The sequence below is a fragment of the Streptomyces sp. NPDC057939 genome (genome assembly GCF_042887545.1).
Taxonomy (GTDB): domain Bacteria; phylum Actinomycetota; class Actinomycetes; order Streptomycetales; family Streptomycetaceae; genus Streptomyces.
Window position 1 is genome coordinate 77,411 of record NZ_JBHVPG010000031.1, and the last position, 20,254, is coordinate 97,664.

19 protein-coding genes and 2 tRNA genes are annotated in these 20,254 nt (G+C 71.7%); 16 read left to right on the forward strand and 5 right to left on the reverse strand.

The window, feature by feature from the left end; all coding sequences use genetic code 11:
* Positions 1-176 precede the first annotated feature (176 nt).
* From ACFVS6_RS28195 to ACFVS6_RS28210, 4 genes are all read left to right on the forward strand, one after another.
* Positions 177-470 (forward strand): hypothetical protein, encoded by a 294-nt coding sequence (locus tag ACFVS6_RS28195; protein WP_389708122.1) that lies wholly within the window; start codon positions 177-179, stop codon positions 468-470.
* Positions 471-667: 197 nt separating this feature from the next.
* The gene (locus ACFVS6_RS28200; RefSeq protein ID WP_362877507.1) at positions 668-1,039 is read left to right on the forward strand and encodes a WhiB family transcriptional regulator; all 372 of its coding nucleotides are present in this window, start codon (positions 668-670) and stop codon (positions 1,037-1,039) included.
* Positions 1,036-1,368, forward strand: a complete 333-nt coding sequence (locus ACFVS6_RS28205) for a hypothetical protein (protein ID WP_281210649.1) — start codon at positions 1,036-1,038, stop codon at positions 1,366-1,368. Before ACFVS6_RS28200 ends, ACFVS6_RS28205 begins: the two co-directional genes overlap by 4 nt.
* Positions 1,369-1,476: 108 nt before the next feature.
* Positions 1,477-1,683 (forward strand): hypothetical protein, encoded by a 207-nt coding sequence (locus ACFVS6_RS28210; protein ID WP_389708090.1) that lies wholly within the window; start codon positions 1,477-1,479, stop codon positions 1,681-1,683.
* Positions 1,684-1,838: 155 nt separating this feature from the next.
* Here the strand turns inward: ACFVS6_RS28210 and ACFVS6_RS28215 are convergent, their stop codons facing one another.
* Positions 1,839-3,176, reverse strand: a complete 1,338-nt coding sequence (locus ACFVS6_RS28215) for an ABC1 kinase family protein (protein WP_389708092.1) — start codon at positions 3,174-3,176, stop codon at positions 1,839-1,841.
* A 73-nt stretch (positions 3,177-3,249) separates the two neighbouring features.
* Positions 3,250-4,515 (reverse strand): TOMM precursor leader peptide-binding protein, encoded by a 1,266-nt coding sequence (locus tag ACFVS6_RS28220; protein WP_389708094.1) that lies wholly within the window; start codon positions 4,513-4,515, stop codon positions 3,250-3,252.
* Positions 4,516-4,774: 259 nt separating this feature from the next.
* Here ACFVS6_RS28220 and ACFVS6_RS28225 point away from each other — a divergent pair, with 259 nt between their 5' ends.
* The 4 genes from ACFVS6_RS28225 (at position 4,775) to ACFVS6_RS28240 (ending at position 8,610) form a co-directional block, all read left to right on the forward strand.
* Positions 4,775-5,314 carry a M48 family metallopeptidase gene (locus ACFVS6_RS28225; RefSeq protein WP_389708096.1) on the forward strand — a complete coding sequence of 180 codons (540 nt, stop codon included), beginning with the start codon at positions 4,775-4,777 and terminating at the stop codon, positions 5,312-5,314.
* 145 nt (positions 5,315-5,459) lie between these two features.
* Positions 5,460-7,127 carry a TerD family protein gene (locus ACFVS6_RS28230; protein ID WP_389708098.1) on the forward strand — a complete coding sequence of 556 codons (1,668 nt, stop codon included), beginning with the start codon at positions 5,460-5,462 and terminating at the stop codon, positions 7,125-7,127.
* Positions 7,128-7,147: 20 nt separating this feature from the next.
* Positions 7,148-7,837, forward strand: coding sequence for an AIM24 family protein (locus ACFVS6_RS28235; RefSeq protein ID WP_389708124.1), 690 nt, complete (start codon positions 7,148-7,150; stop codon positions 7,835-7,837).
* 17 nt (positions 7,838-7,854) lie between these two features.
* A complete protein-coding gene (locus tag ACFVS6_RS28240) occupies positions 7,855-8,610 on the forward strand; it encodes an AIM24 family protein (protein WP_389708100.1) in 756 nt (251 codons plus the stop codon).
* Between the two features lie 67 nt (positions 8,611-8,677).
* Here the strand turns inward: ACFVS6_RS28240 and ACFVS6_RS28245 are convergent, their stop codons facing one another.
* On the reverse strand, positions 8,678-9,208 hold the full coding sequence (locus ACFVS6_RS28245; RefSeq protein WP_389708102.1) for an NUDIX hydrolase: 531 nt from the start codon (positions 9,206-9,208) through the stop codon (positions 8,678-8,680).
* Positions 9,205-10,593, reverse strand: a complete 1,389-nt coding sequence (locus ACFVS6_RS28250) for a zinc-dependent metalloprotease (RefSeq protein WP_389708104.1) — start codon at positions 10,591-10,593, stop codon at positions 9,205-9,207. The genes ACFVS6_RS28245 and ACFVS6_RS28250 overlap by 4 nt, the downstream gene beginning before the upstream one ends.
* A gap of 191 nt (positions 10,594-10,784) precedes the next feature.
* On the opposite strand from ACFVS6_RS28250, the gene ACFVS6_RS28255 reads away from it, so the two are divergent.
* The 4 genes from ACFVS6_RS28255 to ACFVS6_RS28270 all read left to right on the forward strand — a co-directional run bounded on the left by ACFVS6_RS28255 (position 10,785) and on the right by ACFVS6_RS28270 (position 14,127).
* Positions 10,785-11,951 carry an SDR family oxidoreductase gene (locus ACFVS6_RS28255; protein ID WP_389708106.1) on the forward strand — a complete coding sequence of 389 codons (1,167 nt, stop codon included), beginning with the start codon at positions 10,785-10,787 and terminating at the stop codon, positions 11,949-11,951.
* A 154-nt stretch (positions 11,952-12,105) separates the two neighbouring features.
* Complete coding sequence (locus ACFVS6_RS28260) at positions 12,106-12,567, forward strand: molybdenum cofactor biosynthesis protein MoaE (protein ID WP_389708108.1); 462 nt, start codon at positions 12,106-12,108, stop codon at positions 12,565-12,567.
* A 168-nt stretch (positions 12,568-12,735) separates the two neighbouring features.
* On the forward strand, positions 12,736-12,933 hold the full coding sequence (locus ACFVS6_RS28265) for a hypothetical protein (protein ID WP_281211018.1): 198 nt from the start codon (positions 12,736-12,738) through the stop codon (positions 12,931-12,933).
* 105 nt (positions 12,934-13,038) lie between these two features.
* Positions 13,039-14,127, forward strand: a complete 1,089-nt coding sequence (locus tag ACFVS6_RS28270; RefSeq protein WP_389708110.1) for a PDZ domain-containing protein — start codon at positions 13,039-13,041, stop codon at positions 14,125-14,127.
* 50 nt (positions 14,128-14,177) lie between these two features.
* On the opposite strand, the gene ACFVS6_RS28275 is transcribed toward ACFVS6_RS28270, so the two are convergent.
* Entirely contained in the window at positions 14,178-14,750 is a 573-nt protein-coding gene (locus tag ACFVS6_RS28275; protein WP_389708112.1) for a PPA1309 family protein, read from the reverse strand.
* Between the two features lie 179 nt (positions 14,751-14,929).
* Here ACFVS6_RS28275 and ACFVS6_RS28280 point away from each other — a divergent pair, with 179 nt between their 5' ends.
* From ACFVS6_RS28280 to ACFVS6_RS28295, 4 genes are all read left to right on the forward strand, one after another.
* On the forward strand, positions 14,930-17,812 hold the full coding sequence (locus ACFVS6_RS28280; RefSeq protein WP_389708126.1) for a UPF0182 family protein: 2,883 nt from the start codon (positions 14,930-14,932) through the stop codon (positions 17,810-17,812).
* 52 nt (positions 17,813-17,864) lie between these two features.
* Positions 17,865-17,938: transfer RNA gene (locus tag ACFVS6_RS28285), tRNA-Met, on the forward strand.
* A gap of 224 nt (positions 17,939-18,162) precedes the next feature.
* The gene (locus tag ACFVS6_RS28290; RefSeq protein ID WP_389708114.1) at positions 18,163-20,019 is read left to right on the forward strand and encodes a sel1 repeat family protein; all 1,857 of its coding nucleotides are present in this window, start codon (positions 18,163-18,165) and stop codon (positions 20,017-20,019) included.
* A gap of 124 nt (positions 20,020-20,143) precedes the next feature.
* Positions 20,144-20,217 (forward strand) — tRNA-Met (locus tag ACFVS6_RS28295).
* Positions 20,218-20,254: the final 37 nt, after the last annotated feature.

Genomic DNA, 20,254 nt, shown 5'->3' on the forward strand with positions numbered 1-20,254 from the left:
GTTTGCACATGCCCAGCGAATCCCCATAGGTTCTTAGCAACGGAAACGGTGGCTTCTCCGAAGCCCTGGATCCGTGCTGTACTTATCCGAATACGCATGGGACCGGCCTTCGGGCAGGGTCCCCGAGACGCCGAGAGGAGGCGAGACCAGTGGCCGGCTACACGAACTTCACCAAAATGACCGATCGCTCGGTCGACGCTTCCTGCCTGCTCGGTTCCGTCTCTCTCCTGGGTACCGGTCTGTCCGCGATTTCCGCTGGCAGCCCTGCCCTTCTGGCGGTCCTTCCCGTCAGTGAGCGCAATGAGCGACCGACCAAGGCACTGGTGGCAGTAGCCGAAGCCCAGGCGCACGGCGCCTATGGCTTCGCGGCCGCAGCCGGTGCCGGAGCTCGGACGAAGCAGACGACGAAGCAGCAGCACCACCTGATGTGGGCCTTCCGCGGGCTCGAACCCTGGAGTGATCCAGTCTGATCTCACGATCAGGCCGGCGCCTTCAGGGCCGCGGAACCCCACCCGGGATCCGCGGCCCTTCTGTTTGTCCCCGAACGGGGACGACGGAGCGAAGGGGCCTCGGGACTGGCAGAACCAGTCGGTGTGAGTTGGCAGCCGAGCCGCCCCCGGCCAACAGGCCGGAACGACTAGCCGAACAAGACGAGGAAGAAAACACCGTGCAACTCGAAGCGCACGCCCCGTCCGTACCGCAGACCCAAACGATCTCCCCGCCCGCAGTCCCGGAGGACTCCACCTTGATCCCCCTCACCGCGCTCACCGCGCTCGACGACGCCATCGAGAACCTCGGCGTACCGGTTCCCTGTCGCACCTTCGACCCCGAGGTCTTCTTCGCCGAGTCCCCGGCGGACGTCGAGTACGCCAAGTCGCTCTGCGGCACCTGCCCGCTCGTCGAGGCCTGCCTCGCCGGCGCCAAGGAGCGCCGCGAGCCCTGGGGCGTCTGGGGTGGAGAGCTCTTCGTCCAGGGTGTCGTCGTAGCCCGGAAGCGCCCGCGTGGCCGTCCGCGCAAGAACCCGGTTGCAGCGGCATGACCGCCATCGGAACCATCGACCGCCCCCTGACGCGCGACCCCCTGAAGCAGGCCCTCATGTCCCCCAACGCCACCACGAGCGAGCAGCCGCACGGCTCCGCCACCGCAGACTTCATCACCGCAGGCGCGATCACCTCGCGTCAGAACAGGACCCGCGAAATGCAACTCATCCCAGAAGCCATGGCTCGTGCCCATATGGACGACCGCATGCGTGAGGCCGACGCCGAGCGTCAGGCCCTGCGCCTGGTCGCCGCGCGGCGCATGCAGCGCCGGGCCGAGCGCGTGTCGCTGCGCGCCCGGCGCGCGCTGGCCATGGCCGTCATGCACTGACGGCTGACACAGCCCGAACAACGCAGTACCCGGGGGGCCGGTCCGAACGGACCGGCCCCCCGGTGCGTTGCGCGGGCCGCTCCGTGCCCGCGGGGATATCGTCTGGAGGTGGACCAGCCGACTCCCCACCCCGCCCCGCCGGGACCCGAGGCCCAGCCCGACGTCTGCGCGCGCTGCGGCACCCGTGCCCCCGACGGCGCCCCGCCCACCTGGACCTGCTCCGTGGAGAACGGGACCAGGCAGTACTTCTGCGTCGACTGCGCGCGGGCCAACCTCCGGGCCATCGAGGGCCGCCTCGACTCCGCCTGGTGGTGACGACCGGCCCGGTGACCGCCTCCGCCCGGTGATCGCCCGACGTCCGGCCGGGCCGCCACATCCGGGCCGCCCAAGCCCGTCCCCACCGGGCGATCCCCACCGGACGGTCCGCCCCTCCGGGCCGACCGCCGGCCCGGCGCGGGCCTCGCCGACCCTTACGCGGGCCGGTCCTCCGCCCCGAACCCCGGCAGCCAAGCGCCCAGTTCGTCCCGCAGTCGCACCGTCGCGCCCAGCTGGCACAGCACCCCGATGGTGCTCAGCGTCACCCGGTGGATCAACAGGTACGACGGCGGCAGGTTGATCTGACGCCCCAACTGGTGCGCGGGGGAGCGCGGGTCCGCGATCCGGGCGGCCTGTCCGCGCAGCCACGTCCGCGTGAAGGTGAACTCCTCGGCCTCGGCGGGCTCGATGATCGGCTTGAGGTAGTCGAGGACGGCCTGGGGATCGAGGTCGATGGAGTCCCGGACGAAGCCCTCGGCCCGCAGGATCCCGTAGACCCCTTCGGCATCCCCGTCCAACGTCATCCGCAGGGACCGGCCGATGGGCTTGGGCCAGCCGCCGGGCAGTCGGTCGACGGTGCCGAAGTCCAGCACGCCCAGTCGCGTCCGGCCGTCCGCCCCCGCTATCAGGCGGAAGTTGCCCGGGTGCGGATCCGCGTGCAGCAGTCCCGTGCGGGCGGGTCCCGAGAAGAGGAACCGGGCCAGCAGCTGCCCGGCGCGGTCGCGTTCCTCCTGGGTGCCGTCGGCGATCACCTCCGACAGCGGGGTGCCCTCCATCCACTCGGTGACCAGCACCTCGTCGCCCTGGTGCACGACATCCGGCACGAACACGTCCGGGTCGTCGACGAAGGCGTCCGCGTGCGTGCGCTGCGCCTCGGCCTCCAGCTCGTAGTCGAGCTCCTCCGAGACCCGATCGCGCATCTCGGTGATCAGCGGCTTGATGTCCATGCCGGGGATCAGCGGTCCGAGCAGTCCCGCGAAGCGGCCCAGCTGCTTGAGGTCCGACAGCAGGGCCTCGCCGGCCCCCGGGTACTGGACCTTGACCGCGACCTGCCGGCCGTCGTGCCACACCGCCCGATGGACCTGCCCGATCGAGGCGGCCGCTGCCGGCTTGTCCTCGAACTCCTCGAACAGCTCGCGCCAGTCATCGCCCAGACGCTCCGCCAGCACCTCGTGGACCCGCGCCGCCGGCAGCGGCGGGGCCGCCTCCTGAAGCTTGGTCAGGGCGGCCCGGTACGGCCCGGCGACCTCCTCGGGCAGCGCGGACTCGAACACCGAAAGGGCCTGCCCGAACTTCATGGCGCCCCCCTTCAGTTCACCGAGGGTGCGGAACAACTGCTCGGCGGTGCGCTGCTGGAGCTCACGGGCGACGATCTCGGCGGACTTGCCCCCGATCCTCTTACCCAACCCCCAGGTGGCGCGGCCGGCGATCCCGAGTGGTAGCGCGGCCAGCTTGACGGTGCGGGTGACGGCCTTCCGGGGAAGATCAGACATGCGCCCCTCCAGTTCCCAGACAGCTGTGCCGCAAGCGGCGGTCCAAAGCGATCCTCGGCACCGACGCATCCTGTCATGGCCGACTCCGGAGGTCCGCGCCCGATCCTGCCCCGACGTTCTGCAGCGCCACTCGACCGCCACCTCCACGGCCACCGCCACGACCGCCACCGCCACCGCCACGATCGTCCGATCTCCCGGCACCGCGCCCCGGACCCGGGACCGACAACGGCGCCGGGGCCGGGGGCGGCGCCGGCTCCCCGGCGGTGGCCGCCCCGCACGGGCAGTCCGGATGGGGCCACACGGCCGAGCGGTTCCAGCACAGGCCCGGCAGCGCCGCCTCCCAGCGGGCCCCGGCCGACGCGGGCACCTCCCCGTCGAGGAAGGACAGGGCGTGGGCCGCGGCCAGACCGGCCACCGCCGTGGACAGGGCCACATCGCAGGCGGCGGTGGCACGACGGCGGTGCGCCGAGCGCCATTGGACGAGCATCCGCGGCCACGCGGGATCCCGGTCGACCCGGTCGCGCTCCATGCACCCGGCGCACGCCGTGGACCCCGGCAGCACCAGGGGCCCCACCATCCCGGTGCCCTCCAGCACCCCCGCGTACAGGTGCGGGGTGCCGGTGGCCACCCAGTCGGCCGCCTCCTGCGGATCCGGGGCCCAGGACCGCAGCCCGTCCCGCGGAGCGACCACCACCAGCGCCAGCCCCGGCTCCGGCCCGGCCACCTCCCCGGCCCGCGGACCCCGCCCCGGGGCGGAGTCCCGCACCAGCGCGGCCGCGGCCTCGGCCCTGAGCCGGCCGACGCTCGCGGGACCGAGCCCGCCCGGCGCCACATCGGCCGGCAGCACCCGGCCCCCGTCGAGCACCTCGACCCGACCCACCCCCGCCCCCGCCAGCACGGCCGCGATCACCGCCCCGACCCGCCCGCTCCCGCGCACCTGGACCCGTATCACCCTGCGCGCCGCGATGCCCCGTAGGTCGCCGCCCGGCTCCCGGCGCACCAGTGACAACGAGCCCAGGTCGGGCCCCAGGCGCTCCAGGGTCTCCGGCCGCCGCCGCACGGCCTGGGCCCGGGGCCCGCCCGCGGTGACGTCGTCCAGCAGCCCGGCCCCCGCCAAGCGCCGCACCAGTTCGTCCACCCGCCCCTGCGGCAGCCCCAGACCGGCGCCCTCCGAGCGCAGCAGTTCCATGCTCCGCGTCCCGTCGATGCGGTCGATGAGCGAGCCGGTGGCCGTGTCCACCGGACCGAGCACCACCGCGTGGGCGGGAGTGACACCGAACTGCACCGTCTGCAGATCGCGCCAGGCCCGCGCCAGCGCGGGCTTCACCTTCGGATACACGACAACCCCCTTCGAGGGCGGAACTCCGGATCCCCACCCGATCCCCGACGGATCAGCCGGCCCCGATTCACCGCTTTCGGCCACCATGCCCGTCCGTCGCGGCGCGTGCGGGAATTTGTCCACAGGCAAGGGGTATTAGGCATATGAGATGGAGAAAAGGGGCGTTTTCGGTATCCGATCCCGAATCCGCAGCGAATCGATCATGTTCGAACCGCGGACGCACAGGACTTCGGGCGCGACGAGCGGGTACCTTCGACGCGTGTCCGCCGATCCACCGCAGCGCGCCGTCGAAGTCCGCCGGAGCGCGCGCCGCCGAAGGACCGTATCCGCCTACCGCGAGGGTGACCGTACGGTCGTCCTGATCCCTGCCCGGATGTCCGAGGCCGAGGAGCGCCGCTGGGTGGGCGTCATGCTCGACAAGCTCGCCGCCCAGGAGAACAGGCGGACCCTCGGCGACGCGGAACTGACCGAACGCGCCGAGCGTTTGTCCGAGCAGTACTTCGACGCCCGCGCCCGCCCCCGCTCGGTGCGCTGGGTCACCAACCAGAACACCCGCTGGGGTTCCTGCACCCCCGCCGAGGGCAGCATCCGGCTCTCGCACCGGCTCCAGGGCATGCCCGAATACGTGGTCGACTACGTGTTGCTGCACGAGCTGGCCCACCTCCTCGTGCCCGGCCACGGCCCCCGTTTCTGGGCGCTCCTGGAGGCGTATCCGAAGACCGAGAGGGCCCGCGGATACCTCGAAGGAGTGGTCGCGGCCGAGCGCCTGCCGAAGGTTCCGGCCTCCCACGACGAATGAGCACGGGCCCCGGAACGCGGTTTGTACCGGGTCGGTACCGACTTGGCCGGATGTCGGCGGAAGCCGTTAGCCTGAGCGGCACGCATGCACCGGCACGCATGCCGAGGGACACATTTCAGAGTCGGGATGGGGGACGGTCGGACGTATGGCCAGGGAATTCCAGCGCGGCCACAAGGCCAAGATCAGTGATCTGACGGCGGGTACCGATCTGTACGTGGGCGTCCAGATCTCCGGGCCCGGGCTGACCTTCGACATCAGCTGCTTCGGCCTCGACGCGAACGAGCAGCTCTCGGACGACCGCTACTTCGTCTTCTTCAACCAGCCGAAGTCGCCGGAGGAGTCCATCCAGCAGCTCGGCCCCCAGGCGGGTGACACGGAATCCTTCCGGGTGACCCTCGACCGGATCCCGGCCTCCATCCACCGGCTCTCCTTCAGCGCCACCCTCGACGGCGCCGGGCAGATGTCGCAGATCGGCCCCGGCTACATCCGGATCGTCGCCGGCGGCGAGGAAGTCGTCCGCTACTCGTTCAACGGTTCCGAGTTCAGCACCGAGCGCGCGCTGATGATCGGCGACTTCTACCTCAAGGACGTGTGGCGCTTCGCCGCCGTCGGACAGGGCTTCGACGGCGGGCTCGCCGCGCTGCTGCAGAACTTCGGCGGCGAGGTCGCCGAGGAGGAGCCGCAGCAGGCGCCGCCGCAGGCATCCGCGACGCCCGGGTTCGCCCCTCCGCCGCAGGGCGCCGCCCCGGCCCCGTCCTTCGGTGCCCCGGCCCAGCAGCCGCAGGCGCAGCAGCCGCCCGCCCCCGCCCCGTCCTTCGGCGGTCCGGCCCAGCAGCCGCAGGCACCCGCGCCGCAGCAGCCCCCGGCGCCGGTGCACAGCGCCCCGACCATGGTCGCCCCGCTGGCCCCGCCCGCCCCCGCGCCCTACGGCCACCCGCCGCACCCCCCGCAGCAGCCCGGCCCGCCCTCGTACGGGCAGCCGCCGCAGCCCTCGTACGGCGGCCAGGTCCCGCCCCCGGCCCCCGCGCCCTACGGACAGCAGCCGCCGCAGCCCTCGTACGGCCAGATCCCCGGCCAGCAGCCGCCCCCGTACGGCCAACAGCCCGGCTACGGACAGCAGCCGGCCCACGGGCAGGCCGCCGCCGGCCCCGGCGCCGGTCTCGCCGCCGCGCTCCAGCCGTACAAGGAGGCGCCGACCGGCGCCCGCTGGACCCCGCAGAACCAGCAGCTCATGCGGGTCGACCTGTCGATGGGCGGCCAGGCCGTCCTCGCCCGCCAGGGCAGCATGGTCCTCTACCAGGGCAAGGTCGACTTCAGCTACAAGGGCGCGGGCTTCGCGGGCCGCATCGTCGGCAACGCCACCGGCCAGGAGATGCAGCTGATGCGCTGCACCGGCCGCGGCCAGGTCTTCCTCGCCGAGAACGGCGCCCACCTGCACGCCATCGAGCTCCAGGGCGACGGGATCTGCGTCTCCGCCGAGAGCGTCCTCGCCTTCGACGAGTCCCTCCAGCACGAGGTCCGGCGCATCGAGGGCCACGGCATCCCCGGCGGAGCCCTGTTCACCATGCTCTTCCAGGGCACCGGCACGGTCATCGTCAAGACGCACGGAGTCCCCGTCGTCCTGCCCGTCACGCCGACGACGTTCGCGGACAGCAACGCCATCGTCGCCTGGTCGGCCGCCTCCCAGGTGATCATCTCCAGCCAGGTCCGGCTGCGCCGCAACGCCTACCCCGGTCACAGCGGGGAGACCGTGAACCTCCAGTTCCGCGGCGCTCCCGGCAACTTCATCGTCGTCCAGCCGTACGAGGTCTGAGGGAGCCCCACATGAACGCCATGAACGCAACGAACCAGCAGCTCGCGGGCTACGCCCCCACCCCCGTCACGGCCCGCATGGAGAACCACGGCCGGGCCATGCTCAAGGTCGCCATGCAGAGCGGCCAGGACCTCTTCGCCCGCACCGGCTCGATGGTCGCGTACGAGGGTTTCGTCCAGTACGAGCCCAACCCGCCCGCCGTCCGCCAGATGGCCTCGCAGTGGCTGACCGGCGAGGGCGCCCCGCTGATGAAGGCCTCCGGCGACGGCCTGCTCTACCTCGCCGACTACGGCGCCGACGTCGTCGTCATCAACCTCAACAACGACGCCCTCTCCGTCAACGGCACCAACCTCCTCGCCTTCGACGCCCACCTCCAGTGGGGCGTCGAGCGGGTCAAGGGCATGGCGAAGTTCGCCGGCCAGGGCCTGTTCAACGTGCAGATCTCCGGCACCGGATGGGTCGCGATCACCTCCCGCGGCACCCCCATCGTCGTCGACTGCGGCCGCGGCGACGACGAGACGTACGTCGACCCGGACGCGCTCGTCGCTTGGTCCCCGAACCTCAAGGTCAAGGGGAAGCGCAGCTTCAAGGCCTCGTCGATGATCGGCCGGGGCAGCGGGGAGGCCTACCAGATGGCCTTCTCCGGCCAGGGCATCGTCGTCGTACAGCCCAGCGAGGACAGCACCGACCGGCTCCGGACCCGGGGCTGAGGGGGAGCGGACACATCATGCAGAGCGCACTTTTCGGCTACGCGGAAGCGCAGTCCCAGGACCGGTACACCGTCCAGAACCCCCAGCTCCTGCGGGTCTCCCTGAGCGGCTCCGACGACGTCCTCGCCCGCAAGGGGGCGATGGTCGCCTACCAGGGCATCATCGACTTCGACGGCGAGTACCAGAGCAGCAACCAGCGCAACGCCCGCGCCCGCACCGGTGAGGGCCTGGACCTGATGCGCTGCTCCGGGCAGGGCACCGTCTACCTGGCCAACCTGGCCCAGTACGTCCACGTCGTGGACGTCGACCAGGACGGCCTCACCGTCGACAGCAGCTACGTGCTGGCCCTCGACTCCACCCTGCACACCGAGGCCATCGCCGTCGACAGCCAGTACGGGATCTCCGGCTCCGGCAAGTACCAGCTCAACATCAGCGGCCGCGGCAAGGTCGCCCTGATGACCTCCGGACAGCCCCTGATGATGCAGGTGACCCCGGACAAGTACGTCAACGCGGACGCCGACGCGATCGTCGCCTGGTCGACCTCGCTGCGCGTCCAGATGCAGGCGCAGACCCACTCCACCGGGGTGTGGCGGCGCCGCGGCAACACCGGAGAGGGCTGGGAGCTCAGCTTCCTCGGCACCGGCTTCGCACTCGTGCAGCCCAGCGAGGTGCTGCCGCCGCAGAACGCCCAGGTCGGACAGGGCGCCGCAGCGCAGTTCGGGATGGGCCAGCACGGCGCGCACGCCCAGAACCAGAACAACGCCTGGAACTGACGGCCCGGACACACGACGCGGGAGGGGCGGACCGAACGGGTCCGCCCCTCCCGCGCGTCGTCGTACCTCAGTCGCCCAGACGGGCCCGCGTCGCCTCCAGCAGCCGCACGACCGAGGTGTCGGCCACCGCCGACACCTCCTCGTACGGGAACCAGCGCAGGTCCAGCGACTCCTCGCTGATCTCCGCGACCGCACCGGCCGGCGCCAGCGCCGCGTACTGGACGTCCAGGTGCCAGTTGCACGGCGCCGGGATCGGATGCCGGTCCAGCCGCACCGGACCACCAGGCAGCAGGGTCAGCCCGGAGGCGATCCCCGACTCCTCGACGGCCTCGCGCAGCGCCACGTCGGCGAGCGTGGCGTCACCGGGCTCGCAGTGCCCGCCCATCTGCAGCCACATGCCGAGCTTCTTGTGCAGGGTCAGCAGGACCCTGCCCCGGACCGGGTCCACCACCAGCGCGCTGCCGGTGACGTGCCCGGCCGTGCAGGGCTTGTAGACCCCGTCCGGATGGGCCTCCAGGTGCTCCAGGTACAGGGCGCGGAGCTCGGGCTGGTCCTCGTACCGCTTCAGGACGAGGACCGCGTCTTCGTGCAGGCTCACTTCTTCTCTTCGCCTTCGTCCCCGGGCCGCTCGCGCTTCTCGGCCGCCTCGCCCAGCATCTTGTCGATCTCGGAGAAGTCGAGCTGCTCGCGGTGCACGAACCCGTCCGGGTCGTCCAGGTCGGAGGCCGTCGGCAGCATGTCCGGGTGCTCCCACAGGCCGTCGCGCCCGTCCACGCCCCGCGCGTCGGTGAGCGAGGCCCACAGGCGGGACGCGTCGCGCAGCCGGCGCGGACGCAGTTCCAGGCCGATCAGCGTCGCGAAGGTCTGCTCGGCCGGACCGCCCGAGGCACGACGCCGGCGCATGGTCTCGCGCATGGCGTCCGCCGAGGTCAGACGGGGCTTGGCCGCCTCGTGCACGACCGCGTCCACCCAGCCCTCGACGAGCGCGAGCGCCGTCTCCAGGCGGGCCAGGGCGGCCTTCTGCTCCGGGGTGTCCTCCGGCTGGAACATGCCGCCCGCCAGCGCCTCCTGGAGCTCCTCCGGGTTCGACGGGTCCAGCCGGCCGACGACGTCCTCCAACTTCGAGGTGTCGACCTTGATGCCCCGCGCGTAGCCCTCCACCGCACCGAACAGGTGCGACCGCAGCCACGGCACGTGCGCGAACAGTCGGGCGTGCGCCGCCTCGCGCAGCGCCAGGTACAGGCGCACCTCGTCCGAGGGAACGCCCAGGTCCTTGCCGAAGCTCTCGATGTTCAGCGGCAGCAGCGCCGCCCGCCCGGCCGGTCCCAGCGGCAGACCGATGTCGGTCGAGCCGACGACCTCGCCCGCGAGCACCCCCACGGCCTGGCCGATCTGCTGGCCGAACATGGCCCCGCCCATGGAACGCATCATGCCGAGCAGCGGGCCCGCCATGGCCTGCATCTCCTCGGGCAGCACCCCGCCCATCGCGGCGCCGACGCGCTCGGCGACCGGGTCCACGAGCTCCTTCCACACCGGGAGGGTCGCCTCGACCCACTCGGCGCGGCTCCACGCGACGGCCGCGTTGGCCCCCGAGGGCAGCGAGGTCACGCCGTCCAGCCACAGGTCGGCGAGGCGCACGGCCTCCTCGACGGCGGACTTCTCCGCGACGCCGACGCTCGTGTCCTTCACGCCGTCCGCCGTGCCCTGCGCGACGGTCCGGCGGGCGATGTCCTTGGCCATGTCCCAGTTCACGGGACCGCCCTCGTAGCTCAGCATCTGGCCCAGCTGCTGGAACGCCGCACCGAGGTCGCCAGGGTTCATCGAACCGAACATCGCGGCGAACGGATTGTCCGCGCCGCCCGGAAGAGCGGAGGGGTCGAACCCGAACGGATTCGCGGGGCCGCCCTGGCCGCCCTTCTTGCCCTCGTCGCCGTTCTCCGGCTCCTCCGGCGGAAGGCCGAATCCGAATGGGGTGTCGCTCACGGGTTTCCTCGGCTCGTAGGGCCGCCGGCGGGAGCCGACGGCGATGGTCCGGCAACACCACCCAGCCTAGACACCTGACCCGCTTCCGGGCTCGGTGCTCCGCCGACTCCTGGGCTGCGGCAGGATGGACATCACCTGGTGGGTACGCGTCACGACGTGTCCCTACTGAAGACAACCGCTGGAGACGCCCGGTGAGTTCCCCAGATCCGCAGGCTCGCGCGCCGCACGACGCCGAAAACCGCCCCGAGCAAGGCGACAGCGCCCCCGGCGTTCGCCGGCCGCGAAACCAGGCCGAGCCCCGACGACGCAACCCGGTGATCGCGGTGACCGGCGCCGCATCCGGCGTCGGCGCGGCCCTGGTGGCCCGCCTCGCCGCATCCGACGAGGTCAAGCAGGTCGTCGCCATCGACGAGCGGCGCGGGGAATGCGCCGAGGCCCACTGGCACCTCCTCGACGTCCGCGACCCGGCCATCGCCGAGAAACTGCGCGGCGCCGACGTCGTCGTCCACCTCGCGCTGGACCTCGACCTGGAGACCGATCCCGCGACCCGTACGGCGTACAACGTGCGCGGCACCCAGACCGTGCTGACGGCCGCCGCCGCGGCCGGCGTGCACCGGGTCGTGCTGTGCACCTCCGCCATGGTCTACGGGGCCCTCCCGGACAACGACATCCCGCTCTCGGAGGACTCCGAGCTGCGCGCCACCGCCGAGGCCACCGGCGTCGGCGACCTCCTGGAGATCGAGCGCCTCGGCCGCAGGGCCCCCCGCGCGCACCCCGGGCTCAACGTGACGGTGGTCCGCCCCGCGGTCCTCGTCGGCGGCACCGACACCGCGCTGACCCGCTACTTCGAGTCCCCGCGGCTGCTCGTCGTCGCGGGGTCCCGTCCCACCTGGCAGTTCTGCCACGTCGAGGACCTGGTCAGCGCCCTGGAGTACGCGGCCCTGGAGAAGGCCGAGGGCGAGCTGGCCGTCGGCTGCGAGGGCTGGCTGGAGCAGGAGGAGGTCGAGGAGCTCAGCGGGATCCGCCGCATGGAACTGCCCTCGGCCGTCGCCCTGGGCGCCGCGGCCCGACTGCACCGGATCGGCCTGACCCCGTCCCCGGCCGGGGACCTCGCGTACACGATGCACCCGTGGGTGGTCAGCGTCAGCGGGCTGCACGCGGCGGGCTGGCGGCCGCGCTGGACCAACGAGGAGGTGCTGGCAGAGCTGCTCCAGGAGGTGTCGGGCCGGCACACCGTCGCGGGCCGCCGGCTGGGCCGCAAGGACGCGGCCACGGCCGCCGGGGCCGCCGGGGCGACGGTCGCCCTGCTCGGCGCGGCAGCCGCCGTCCGCCGCGCCCGCAAGCGCCGCGGCATCTGACCCCGAGCACGGCGCCGACCCCGACGCGCCCGCCCGGTACGCCCGTACCCGGCCGGGCGGGGGCCCGCTCCTGTAGGAGGATCCCAACCGGGCGGGCCCGCGCCGGGCGAATCGGCTATACCGCCATGTCAGCGGCTGAGGCACGATGGATGACATGGCACCGCACTTCGACCACCCAGGTGAGCAGGCCGCTCCGGACCCGATCCGGCTGCTCGACATCCGTGAGACCCCGCTTTCGATCGACGAGGTCTTCCGGGCCGTCGGCGACGATTCGACGGGAGGCACGACCCTGTTCGTCGGCACGGTGCGCGACCACGACGGCGGCGCCGACGTCGACTCCCTCGGCTACTCCTGCCACCCGACGGCGGTCGCCGAGATGCGCCGCGTCGCAGAGCGCGTCGTGGCGAAGTACCCGGTCCGCGCCCTCGCCGCCGTCCACCGCGTCGGCGACCTGTCCGTGGGCGACCTGGCCGTCGTCGTCGCCGTCTCCTGCCCGCACCGCGGCGAGGCCTTCGAGGCCTGCCGGATGCTGATCGACGACCTCAAGCACGAGGTCCCCATCTGGAAGCACCAGACCTTCAGCGACGGCACCGAGGAATGGGTCGGCGCCTGCTGAACCACCCCGCCCGCCCTTCCAACCCCCCGGACGCGGGGCTTCCCCCGCAAGGGGGTAGCCTCACCCCCGTTCGGCCGCGCAACACGCCCTCGATTTGCGTAACCCCTTTCCGGGCACGAGCGTTGAAGCCACCAACGACACGTACTTTCGGGGCAGGGAGGCACGTTCATGGCATCACTGGCGTGGTTGCTCATTCCGCTGTTCGCCGCGATCGGCGCCGCGATATGGGGCAGCTGGGCGGCACGCGACCGCACTCAGGGCGACATATCCGAACTCGCCGGTTACGCGAGGTTCCGCGAGGCCATGGGCAAGGCCGATCAGGCCCGGACGAAGGAAAAGGCGCACTCCGGTTCCGACGCCGTCTGAGCGTCCCGGTGGTCCCGCTGAGAATCCGCTGAGAGTTCCGCGCACGGCCCCCGTACGGACCGGCCCCAGGGGCCGCCCTCCGACACCGTCCCGTACTGTCGATTCATGCCACGCCGCACCGCGACGATGCTCGCCTCCACCCTCATGCTTTTCGCGCTGCTCTGCGTCGGGGTGTTCATCAAGGTCCCGTACTCCGAGATGAGTCCGGGCCCCACGGTGAACACGCTCGGCGACTCGCACGGCGAGCCGGTGCTGAGCATCTCGGGGCACAAGACGTACCCGACCACCGGTCACCTGAACATGACCACGGTCCGGGTCACCGGCGCCGATTACGACATGAACCTGCTGGAAGCGGTGTACGGCTGGGCGGCCGGCGACAACATCGTCGTACCGCACGAGAACCTCTACCCGAACGGCAAGACCGACAAGGAATCCACGCAGGAGAACGCCGAGGAGTTCAGCCAGTCGCAGGAGAGCGCCAAGGTGGCCGCGCTCAAGCAGCTCGGCATCCCGGTCAACGCCCGCGTGATCGTCTCCTCGGTGGTCAAGGGCGGCCCGTCCGAGGGCCGGCTGCACGCCGGGGACGTGATCAAGTCCGTCGACGGCGTCCAGGTCACCGACCCGGCCGACGTGGCCAAGCTCGTCACCAAGCACAAGCCCGGCGAGCCGGTCGAGTTCACCGTCGTACCCGCCAAGGACGCCGCCGAGGCGGAACGCGCGAACCGCGAGCCCACGACCACGGCGAAGATCACGATCACCGCGGGCAAGGCGGAGGACGACGGCCACGCCATCGTCGGCATCCGGGCCGGGACCGACCACACCTTCCCGTTCCCGATCGACATCAAGCTCGCCGACGTCGGCGGCCCCAGCGCCGGCCTGATGTTCGCCCTGGGCATCGTCGACAAGCTCACCCCGGAGAACCTGACCGGCGGCAAGTTCATCGCGGGCACCGGGACCATCGACGACAGCGGCAAGGTCGGACCGATCGGCGGCATCCAGATGAAGACCATCGGAGCCCGCCAGGCCGGGGCCGAATACTTCCTGACCCCGGCCGACAACTGCGCCTCCGCCGCCTCCCACGTGCCCGACGGGCTGACCCTGATCAAGGTCTCCACGATCGACGACGCGACGAAGGCCCTGGAGAAGATCTCCAAGGGGGACACCGCCGGCCTCCCGAGGTGCTCCGCCTCCTGACGACGGCGGAGCGGCGGGCCGGCTGAGCGGCGGGACTTCTAAAACACGTCCTAGTCGAGGAAGGTGGCCGCCAGCGCCTCGGCGAGGCCCGGCACCAGGCTCGCGCCCGTCAGCACCTCGTTGGAGGAGTCCTTCTCCCGCAGCCGCACGGCGGACTCCCGCGAACCGTCGCGCAGCACGCCCACGGTCAGCCGCACCTCCTGGCGGTCGGGGTGCGCGGCGACCCACTTCGACAGCTGCTTGTCGCTCAACCCCTCCGGGACGGACGCCTCCGCGGACGGCGGCAGCATCAGCCGCTCGACCGTCAGCGCGCAGCCGACGATCGCGTCGGGCCAGGCGATGGTTCCCAGGAACTTGTCCAGCGGGGTCCCGGCCGGCACGGAGTCCTGCTCGATCGGGGTGAGCTGGCTCTTGCCGGTGTCGTCCTGGTCGAGGCCGAGCTGACGGGCGAGACCGGGCTCCTGCTTGCGCAGCCGGGCGGTGTCGACCAGAGCGAACAGCCGGGCCGGCTTGTCCCAGCCGAGGGTGGAGGCGTACTCGTCGATCTCCAGGACGGCACGGGTGAGCGGGGTGGCGGCCATCGGCGTGCCGGGGGAAGGCGAAAGGTTGGACATGGACAACATCCTGCCTCCTTTCCCCCGGTTACCGGGAACTGACTAAAGCCTCCGTAAGTTGCAAGAGTGGGCCCTACCATCGGGGACCCGGCTCCGCTCTTCCCATACCGGGCGCAGTAACCGCAAGCAGTACCCAGATTCAGTACCCAGACTCAGCGACTTTCGAGGTGCGCACCTTGGCTTTCCAGATGCCGGACCGCGGCGGAGGCCCCTCCGGGCCACGGATGAGAGTCGGCCGCCCCTCCCGGCGCGCCCGGACTCTTCTGACGACCCTGGGCGTCCTGGCCGTCCTGGCCATGGCGTTCATCATGTTCGCCGGATTCTGGACGGACTGGCTCTGGTTCCGCTCCGTCAAGTACTCCACCGTCTTCACCACCACCCTGTGGACCAAGATCGGCCTCTTCGCCGTCTTCGGCCTGCTGATGGCCGGTGCGGTCGGGCTGAACATCTGGCTGGCGCACCGGCTGCGGCCGCCGCTGAGCGCGATGTCGCTGGAACAGCAGAGCCTCGACCGCTACCGCATGAGCATCGCCGCGTACAAGAAGTGGCTGCTCCTGGGCATCGCCGTGATCGTCGGACTGATCGCGGGCGCCTCGGCGGCCGGCCAGTGGAAGACCTGGCTGATGTACGTCAACGGGGTGCCCTTCGGTCGTAAGGACCCCCAGTTCGACCTGGACGTGTCCTTCTACACCTTCGACCTGCCCTGGTACCGCTTCCTGCTCGGCTTCGGCTTCGCCGCCGTCGTGCTGTCGGTGATCGCCGCCGTCGTCGTGCACTACCTGTACGGCGGCCTGCGCGTGACCAGCCCCGGCGCCCGCGCCACCGCCGCGGCGACCGGCCACCTGTCGGTGCTGCTCGGCCTCTTCGTCACCCTGAAGGCGATCGCGTACTGGCTCGACCGGTACGGCCTCGCGGTGAAGTCCAGCGACTTCAAGGCCGCCGACAACTGGACCGGCCTGCGGTACGTCGACGCGAACGCCTACCTGCCGGCGAAGACCATCCTGGTGGCGATCGCGGCGATCTGCGCCGTGCTCTTCTTCGCCACCCTGTGGCGCCGCACCTGGCAGCTCCCGGTCATCGGCTTCGGCCTTATGGTCCTCTCGGCGATCCTGATCGGCGGGCTCTACCCGGCGATCGTCCAGAAGTTCCAGGTCCAGCCGAACGAGCAGGCCAAGGAATCGCCGTACGTCGAGAAGAACATCAAGGCGACGCGCGACGCCTACGGGATCGCCGGGTCCGAGGTCAAGGACTACCCGGGCGTCCCGCAGACGGAGGACCGGACCAAGCTGCGGTCCGCGGCCGACACCACGGCCAGCGTCCGCCTGCTCGACCCGAACATCGTCTCCCCGGCCTTCCAGCAGCTCCAGCAGGTCAAGGGCTACTACGGCTTCCCGTCCACGCTCGCCGTGGACCGGTACAGCGGCCAGGACACGGTCATCGGGCTCCGCGAGCTGAACATCGGCGGCATCCCGAAGAACAACTGGATCAACGACCACTTCAAGTACACGCACGGCTACGGCGTGGTCGCGGCCAAGGGCACCACCGTCAAGGACGGCGCCCCCGACTTCACCCAGGCCGACCTGCCCTCCAAGGGCATGTTCGGCACGGACTTCGAGCAGCGCATCTACTACGGCGAGCAGACGAAGCAGTACTCGATCGTCGGCGGTCCGCAGAAGGAGCTCGACTACTCGGACGACAAGGGCGAGAAGGAGACGAGCTACAAGGGCGGCTCCGGCGTCAACCTCGACAACCCGGTCAACCGCGCCGCGTACGCCCTGGCCTTCAGCGAGCCGCAGATCCTGTACTCCGGGGCCATCGGCGAGGGTTCGCGGATCCTCTACCACCGCACCCCCAAGGAGCGCGTCGAGGCCGTCGCCCCGTGGCTGACCATCGACGGCGCCCCGTACCCGGCGGTGATCGGCAAGCGGGTCGTCTGGATCGTCGACGCGTACACGACCACCAACGGCTACCCGTACGCCTCGCGGACCACGCTGGGCCAGAGCACCGCGGACTCGCTGACCAACAGCCAGCGCGCGGTGGTGGCCCAGGAGAACCAGGTCAACTACATCCGCAACTCGGTGAAGGCCACCGTCGACGCGTACGACGGCACGGTCAACCTGTACCAGTGGGACACCGAGGACCCGGTCCTGAAGACCTGGATGAAGGCGTTCCCGGGCACGGTCAAGACCAAGAGCGAGATCTCCAAGCCGCTCATGGACCACCTGCGCTACCCGCAGGACCTCTTCAAGGTCCAGCGCGAGCTGCTCACCCGGTACCACGTCACCGACCCGCAGACCTTCCTCAGCGGCAGTGAGGCCTGGGCCGTCCCGGACGACCCGACGACCAAGGCCGGCACGGCGGTCCCGCCGTACTACCTGTCGATGAAGATGCCGGGCCAGGAGGAGAAGGACCAGGTCTTCTCGCTCACCACGACGTTCACGCCGAACGAGCGGCCCAACCTCAGCGCCTTCATGGCGGTCAACGCCGATCCGGGCACCCCGGACTACGGCAAGATCCGAATCCTGAAGATGCCGACGAGCAAGCCGCCGGACGGCCCCGGCCAGGTGCAGAGCAAGTTCCAGTCCGAACCGAAGATCGCCGAGTCGATCCGCCTCCTGCGCGGTGGTGACTCGGAGATCGAGTACGGCAACCTGCTCGCGGTGCCCCTCGACGGCGGCATGCTCTACGTGGAGCCGGTCTACGTCCGCAGCTCCGGGCTGAAGTACCCGCTGCTGCGCAAGGTGCTGGTGACCTACGGCGGCCAGACGGCCTTCGAGGACACCCTGGACAAGGCGCTGAACGTGGTGTTCGGGGCCGCGGCCCCGACCGTGCCGACGACGCCGACGAACCCGGACCAGCCGCCGGGCGACACGCCGCAGCAGCCGGTGCCCCAGGACCCGACGGTCAAGGCGGCCCTCTCCGACGCGCAGAAGGCCGTCGAGGAGGCCGACAAGGCCATGAAGGCCGGCGACTGGTCCGCCTACGGCAAGGCCCAGGACGACCTGGAGGCGGCGCTGAAGCGGGCGATCGACGCCGAGGCGAAGCTGCAGGCCCCCAAGCCGGGCGGCTAGCGCAAACGCGGTAATGGCTCCGTCCCGCGTCGTGATACTGTGGTTTCACCGACGCGGGGTGGAGCAGCTCGGTAGCTCGCTGGGCTCATAACCCAGAGGTCGCAGGTTCAAATCCTGTCCCCGCTACTGAAGACGAAGGCCCGGATCCAATGGGATCCGGGCCTTCGTCATGCCCGGACCGGCGCGTGGGGGCCGTGCGGGGTGATTCGGGGAACACGGGGTCACCGGGGCGGGTGAGTTGAGGCCGGAGCGTGTTTGACTTGTCTCTCTGTGGGCATGTCGACAAAACGCTGTAGTGACCTCACTGGCTGCGACATACCAGGTGTACGCGGGTAGCAGGTGATGCGACGATGGGATTTATGGGGGACAGGTCAACTCTGCTGGAGACAGGGCGGTTTGTGAGGGCGGAGACCGAGTCGGTCACGGAAGCCGGTGGGGCGGCTCAGGTCGTTGACGCGCACAACGCACTGACCGATGCGGCGTTCGCGGAAGAAGCGTTCGGAGAGGCCGAAGGGGCCACCGACGCCGAGCTGGAGGCACGCCATCGGGTGGCCGCCGACAAGGGCGACCCCGGAGCCATGAGTGTGCTCGGAGCCCTCCTCCTGCGCCGCGGTGACCTCGCCGGGGCCGAACCCTACCTGCGCGGCGCCACCGGGGAGGGCGACCGCGCCGCGGCGAACAACCTCGGAGTGCTCCTGCACCAGCGCGGCCACCCGGACGAGGCCGCCGGCTGGTGGCGTGTCGCCGCCGTCGCGGGATCCGCCCCCGCCGCGCACGCCCTCGGCCGCCACTACCGCGAGCGCGGCGACGAGCCGGCCGCCGAGTACTGGATGCGGCAGGCGGCGGAGTCCGGCCACGCCCTGGGCGCCTACGGCCTGGCCGACCTCCTCGAACACCGCGGGGACAAGGGCGTCGAGCGCTGGTTCCGGGCCGCCGCCGAGCAGGGGCACCGCGAAGCCGCGTACCGGCTCGCCCGGCACCTGCGCAAGGGCGACCCCAAGGAGGCCGAACAGTGGTACCGGCAGGCCGCCGCGCGCGGCCACCGGCGCGCCGGCCTGCACCTCGGCGCCCTGCTGGAGGCCCGCGGCGAGCTGAAGGAGGCCGGCCGCTGGTACCTGAGCTCGGCGAAGCAGGGCGAGGCCCGGGCGGCCTGCGCCCTCGGGTTCCTGCTGCGCGACGCCGGGGATGAGGAGAGCGCCACGACCTGGTGGCACCGGGCCGCGCAGGACGGCGACGGCAACGCCGCCAACGCCCTGGGCGCCCTGCACGCCGCCCGCGGGGAGACCCAGACCGCCGAGCGCTGGTACCGGGCCGCCATGGACGCGGGCGACCAGAACGGGGCGTACAACCTTGCTCTGCTGTGCGCCGCGCAGGACCGGACGGCGCAGGCCGAGCAGTGGTACCGCCGCGCCGCCTACGCCGGGCACCGCGAGGCCGCCAACGCCCTCGCCATCCTGCTCCTGCAGGGCGGGGACGCGGCCGGCGCCGAGCCCTGGTTCTCCAAGGCGGCCGAGGCGGGCAGCGTCGACGCCGCCTTCAACCTCGGCATCCTCTTCGCCAGCCGGGACGAGGACCGTACGGCGCTGAAGTGGTACGAGCGGGCCGCCGCGGCCGGACACACCGACGCGGCGCTCCAGGTCGGCATCGCCCTCGTGCGGGACGGCGCCGAGCGCGCCGCCGAACGGCACCTGCGCTGCGCGGCGGGCGGCGGCAGCGCGGAGGCGGCCTTCCGGCTGGCCTCCCTGCTGGAGTCGCTGGCCCCGCCGCCGGAGCCGGTGGCGCTGGGCGAGCCGGCGGGCGGGGCCGCGCGGACCGAGAGCGAGGAGTGGTACGAGCGGGCCGCCGAGCAGGGGCACCGCAGGGCCCAGGTGCGCGTCGGGATGCTGGCCGCCGCCCGGGGAGACCTGGCCGTGGCGGCGCGGTGGTACCGGGAGGCGGCGGAGGCCGGCTCCCGCAACGGCGCCTTCAACCTCGGACTGCTGCTGGCCCGAGAGGGCAGCGAGCCCGAGGCCGCCCTGTGGTGGACCCGCGCGGCGGTCGCCGGCCACGGCCGGGCCGCCCTGCGGCTGGGCCTGCTCGCGGCCCGCCACGGGGACCTCTCGGAGGGGCAGAAGTGGTGCGTGCGCGCCATGGAGCTGGGTCCGGCGGAGGTGTCGGAGCGGGCCGCCAGGCTGCGTGACGCGCTGGCCGAGGAACTCTCGGCCTGATCCGGGTCCGGGTCCGGGCTCGCGTCCGATCCGGGCCCGCCCGGGCCGGGCGCAACCCGCTCGGGTGCACCCGTTAACCGATTTGCATCTGCCGTCGACCTCCCCGTACAGTGAGGTTTACCGACGCGGGGTGGAGCAGCTCGGTAGCTCGCTGGGCTCATAACCCAGAGGTCGCAGGTTCAAATCCTGTCCCCGCTACTGAAGGCCCGAGGCCCGGATCCCATTGGATCCGGGC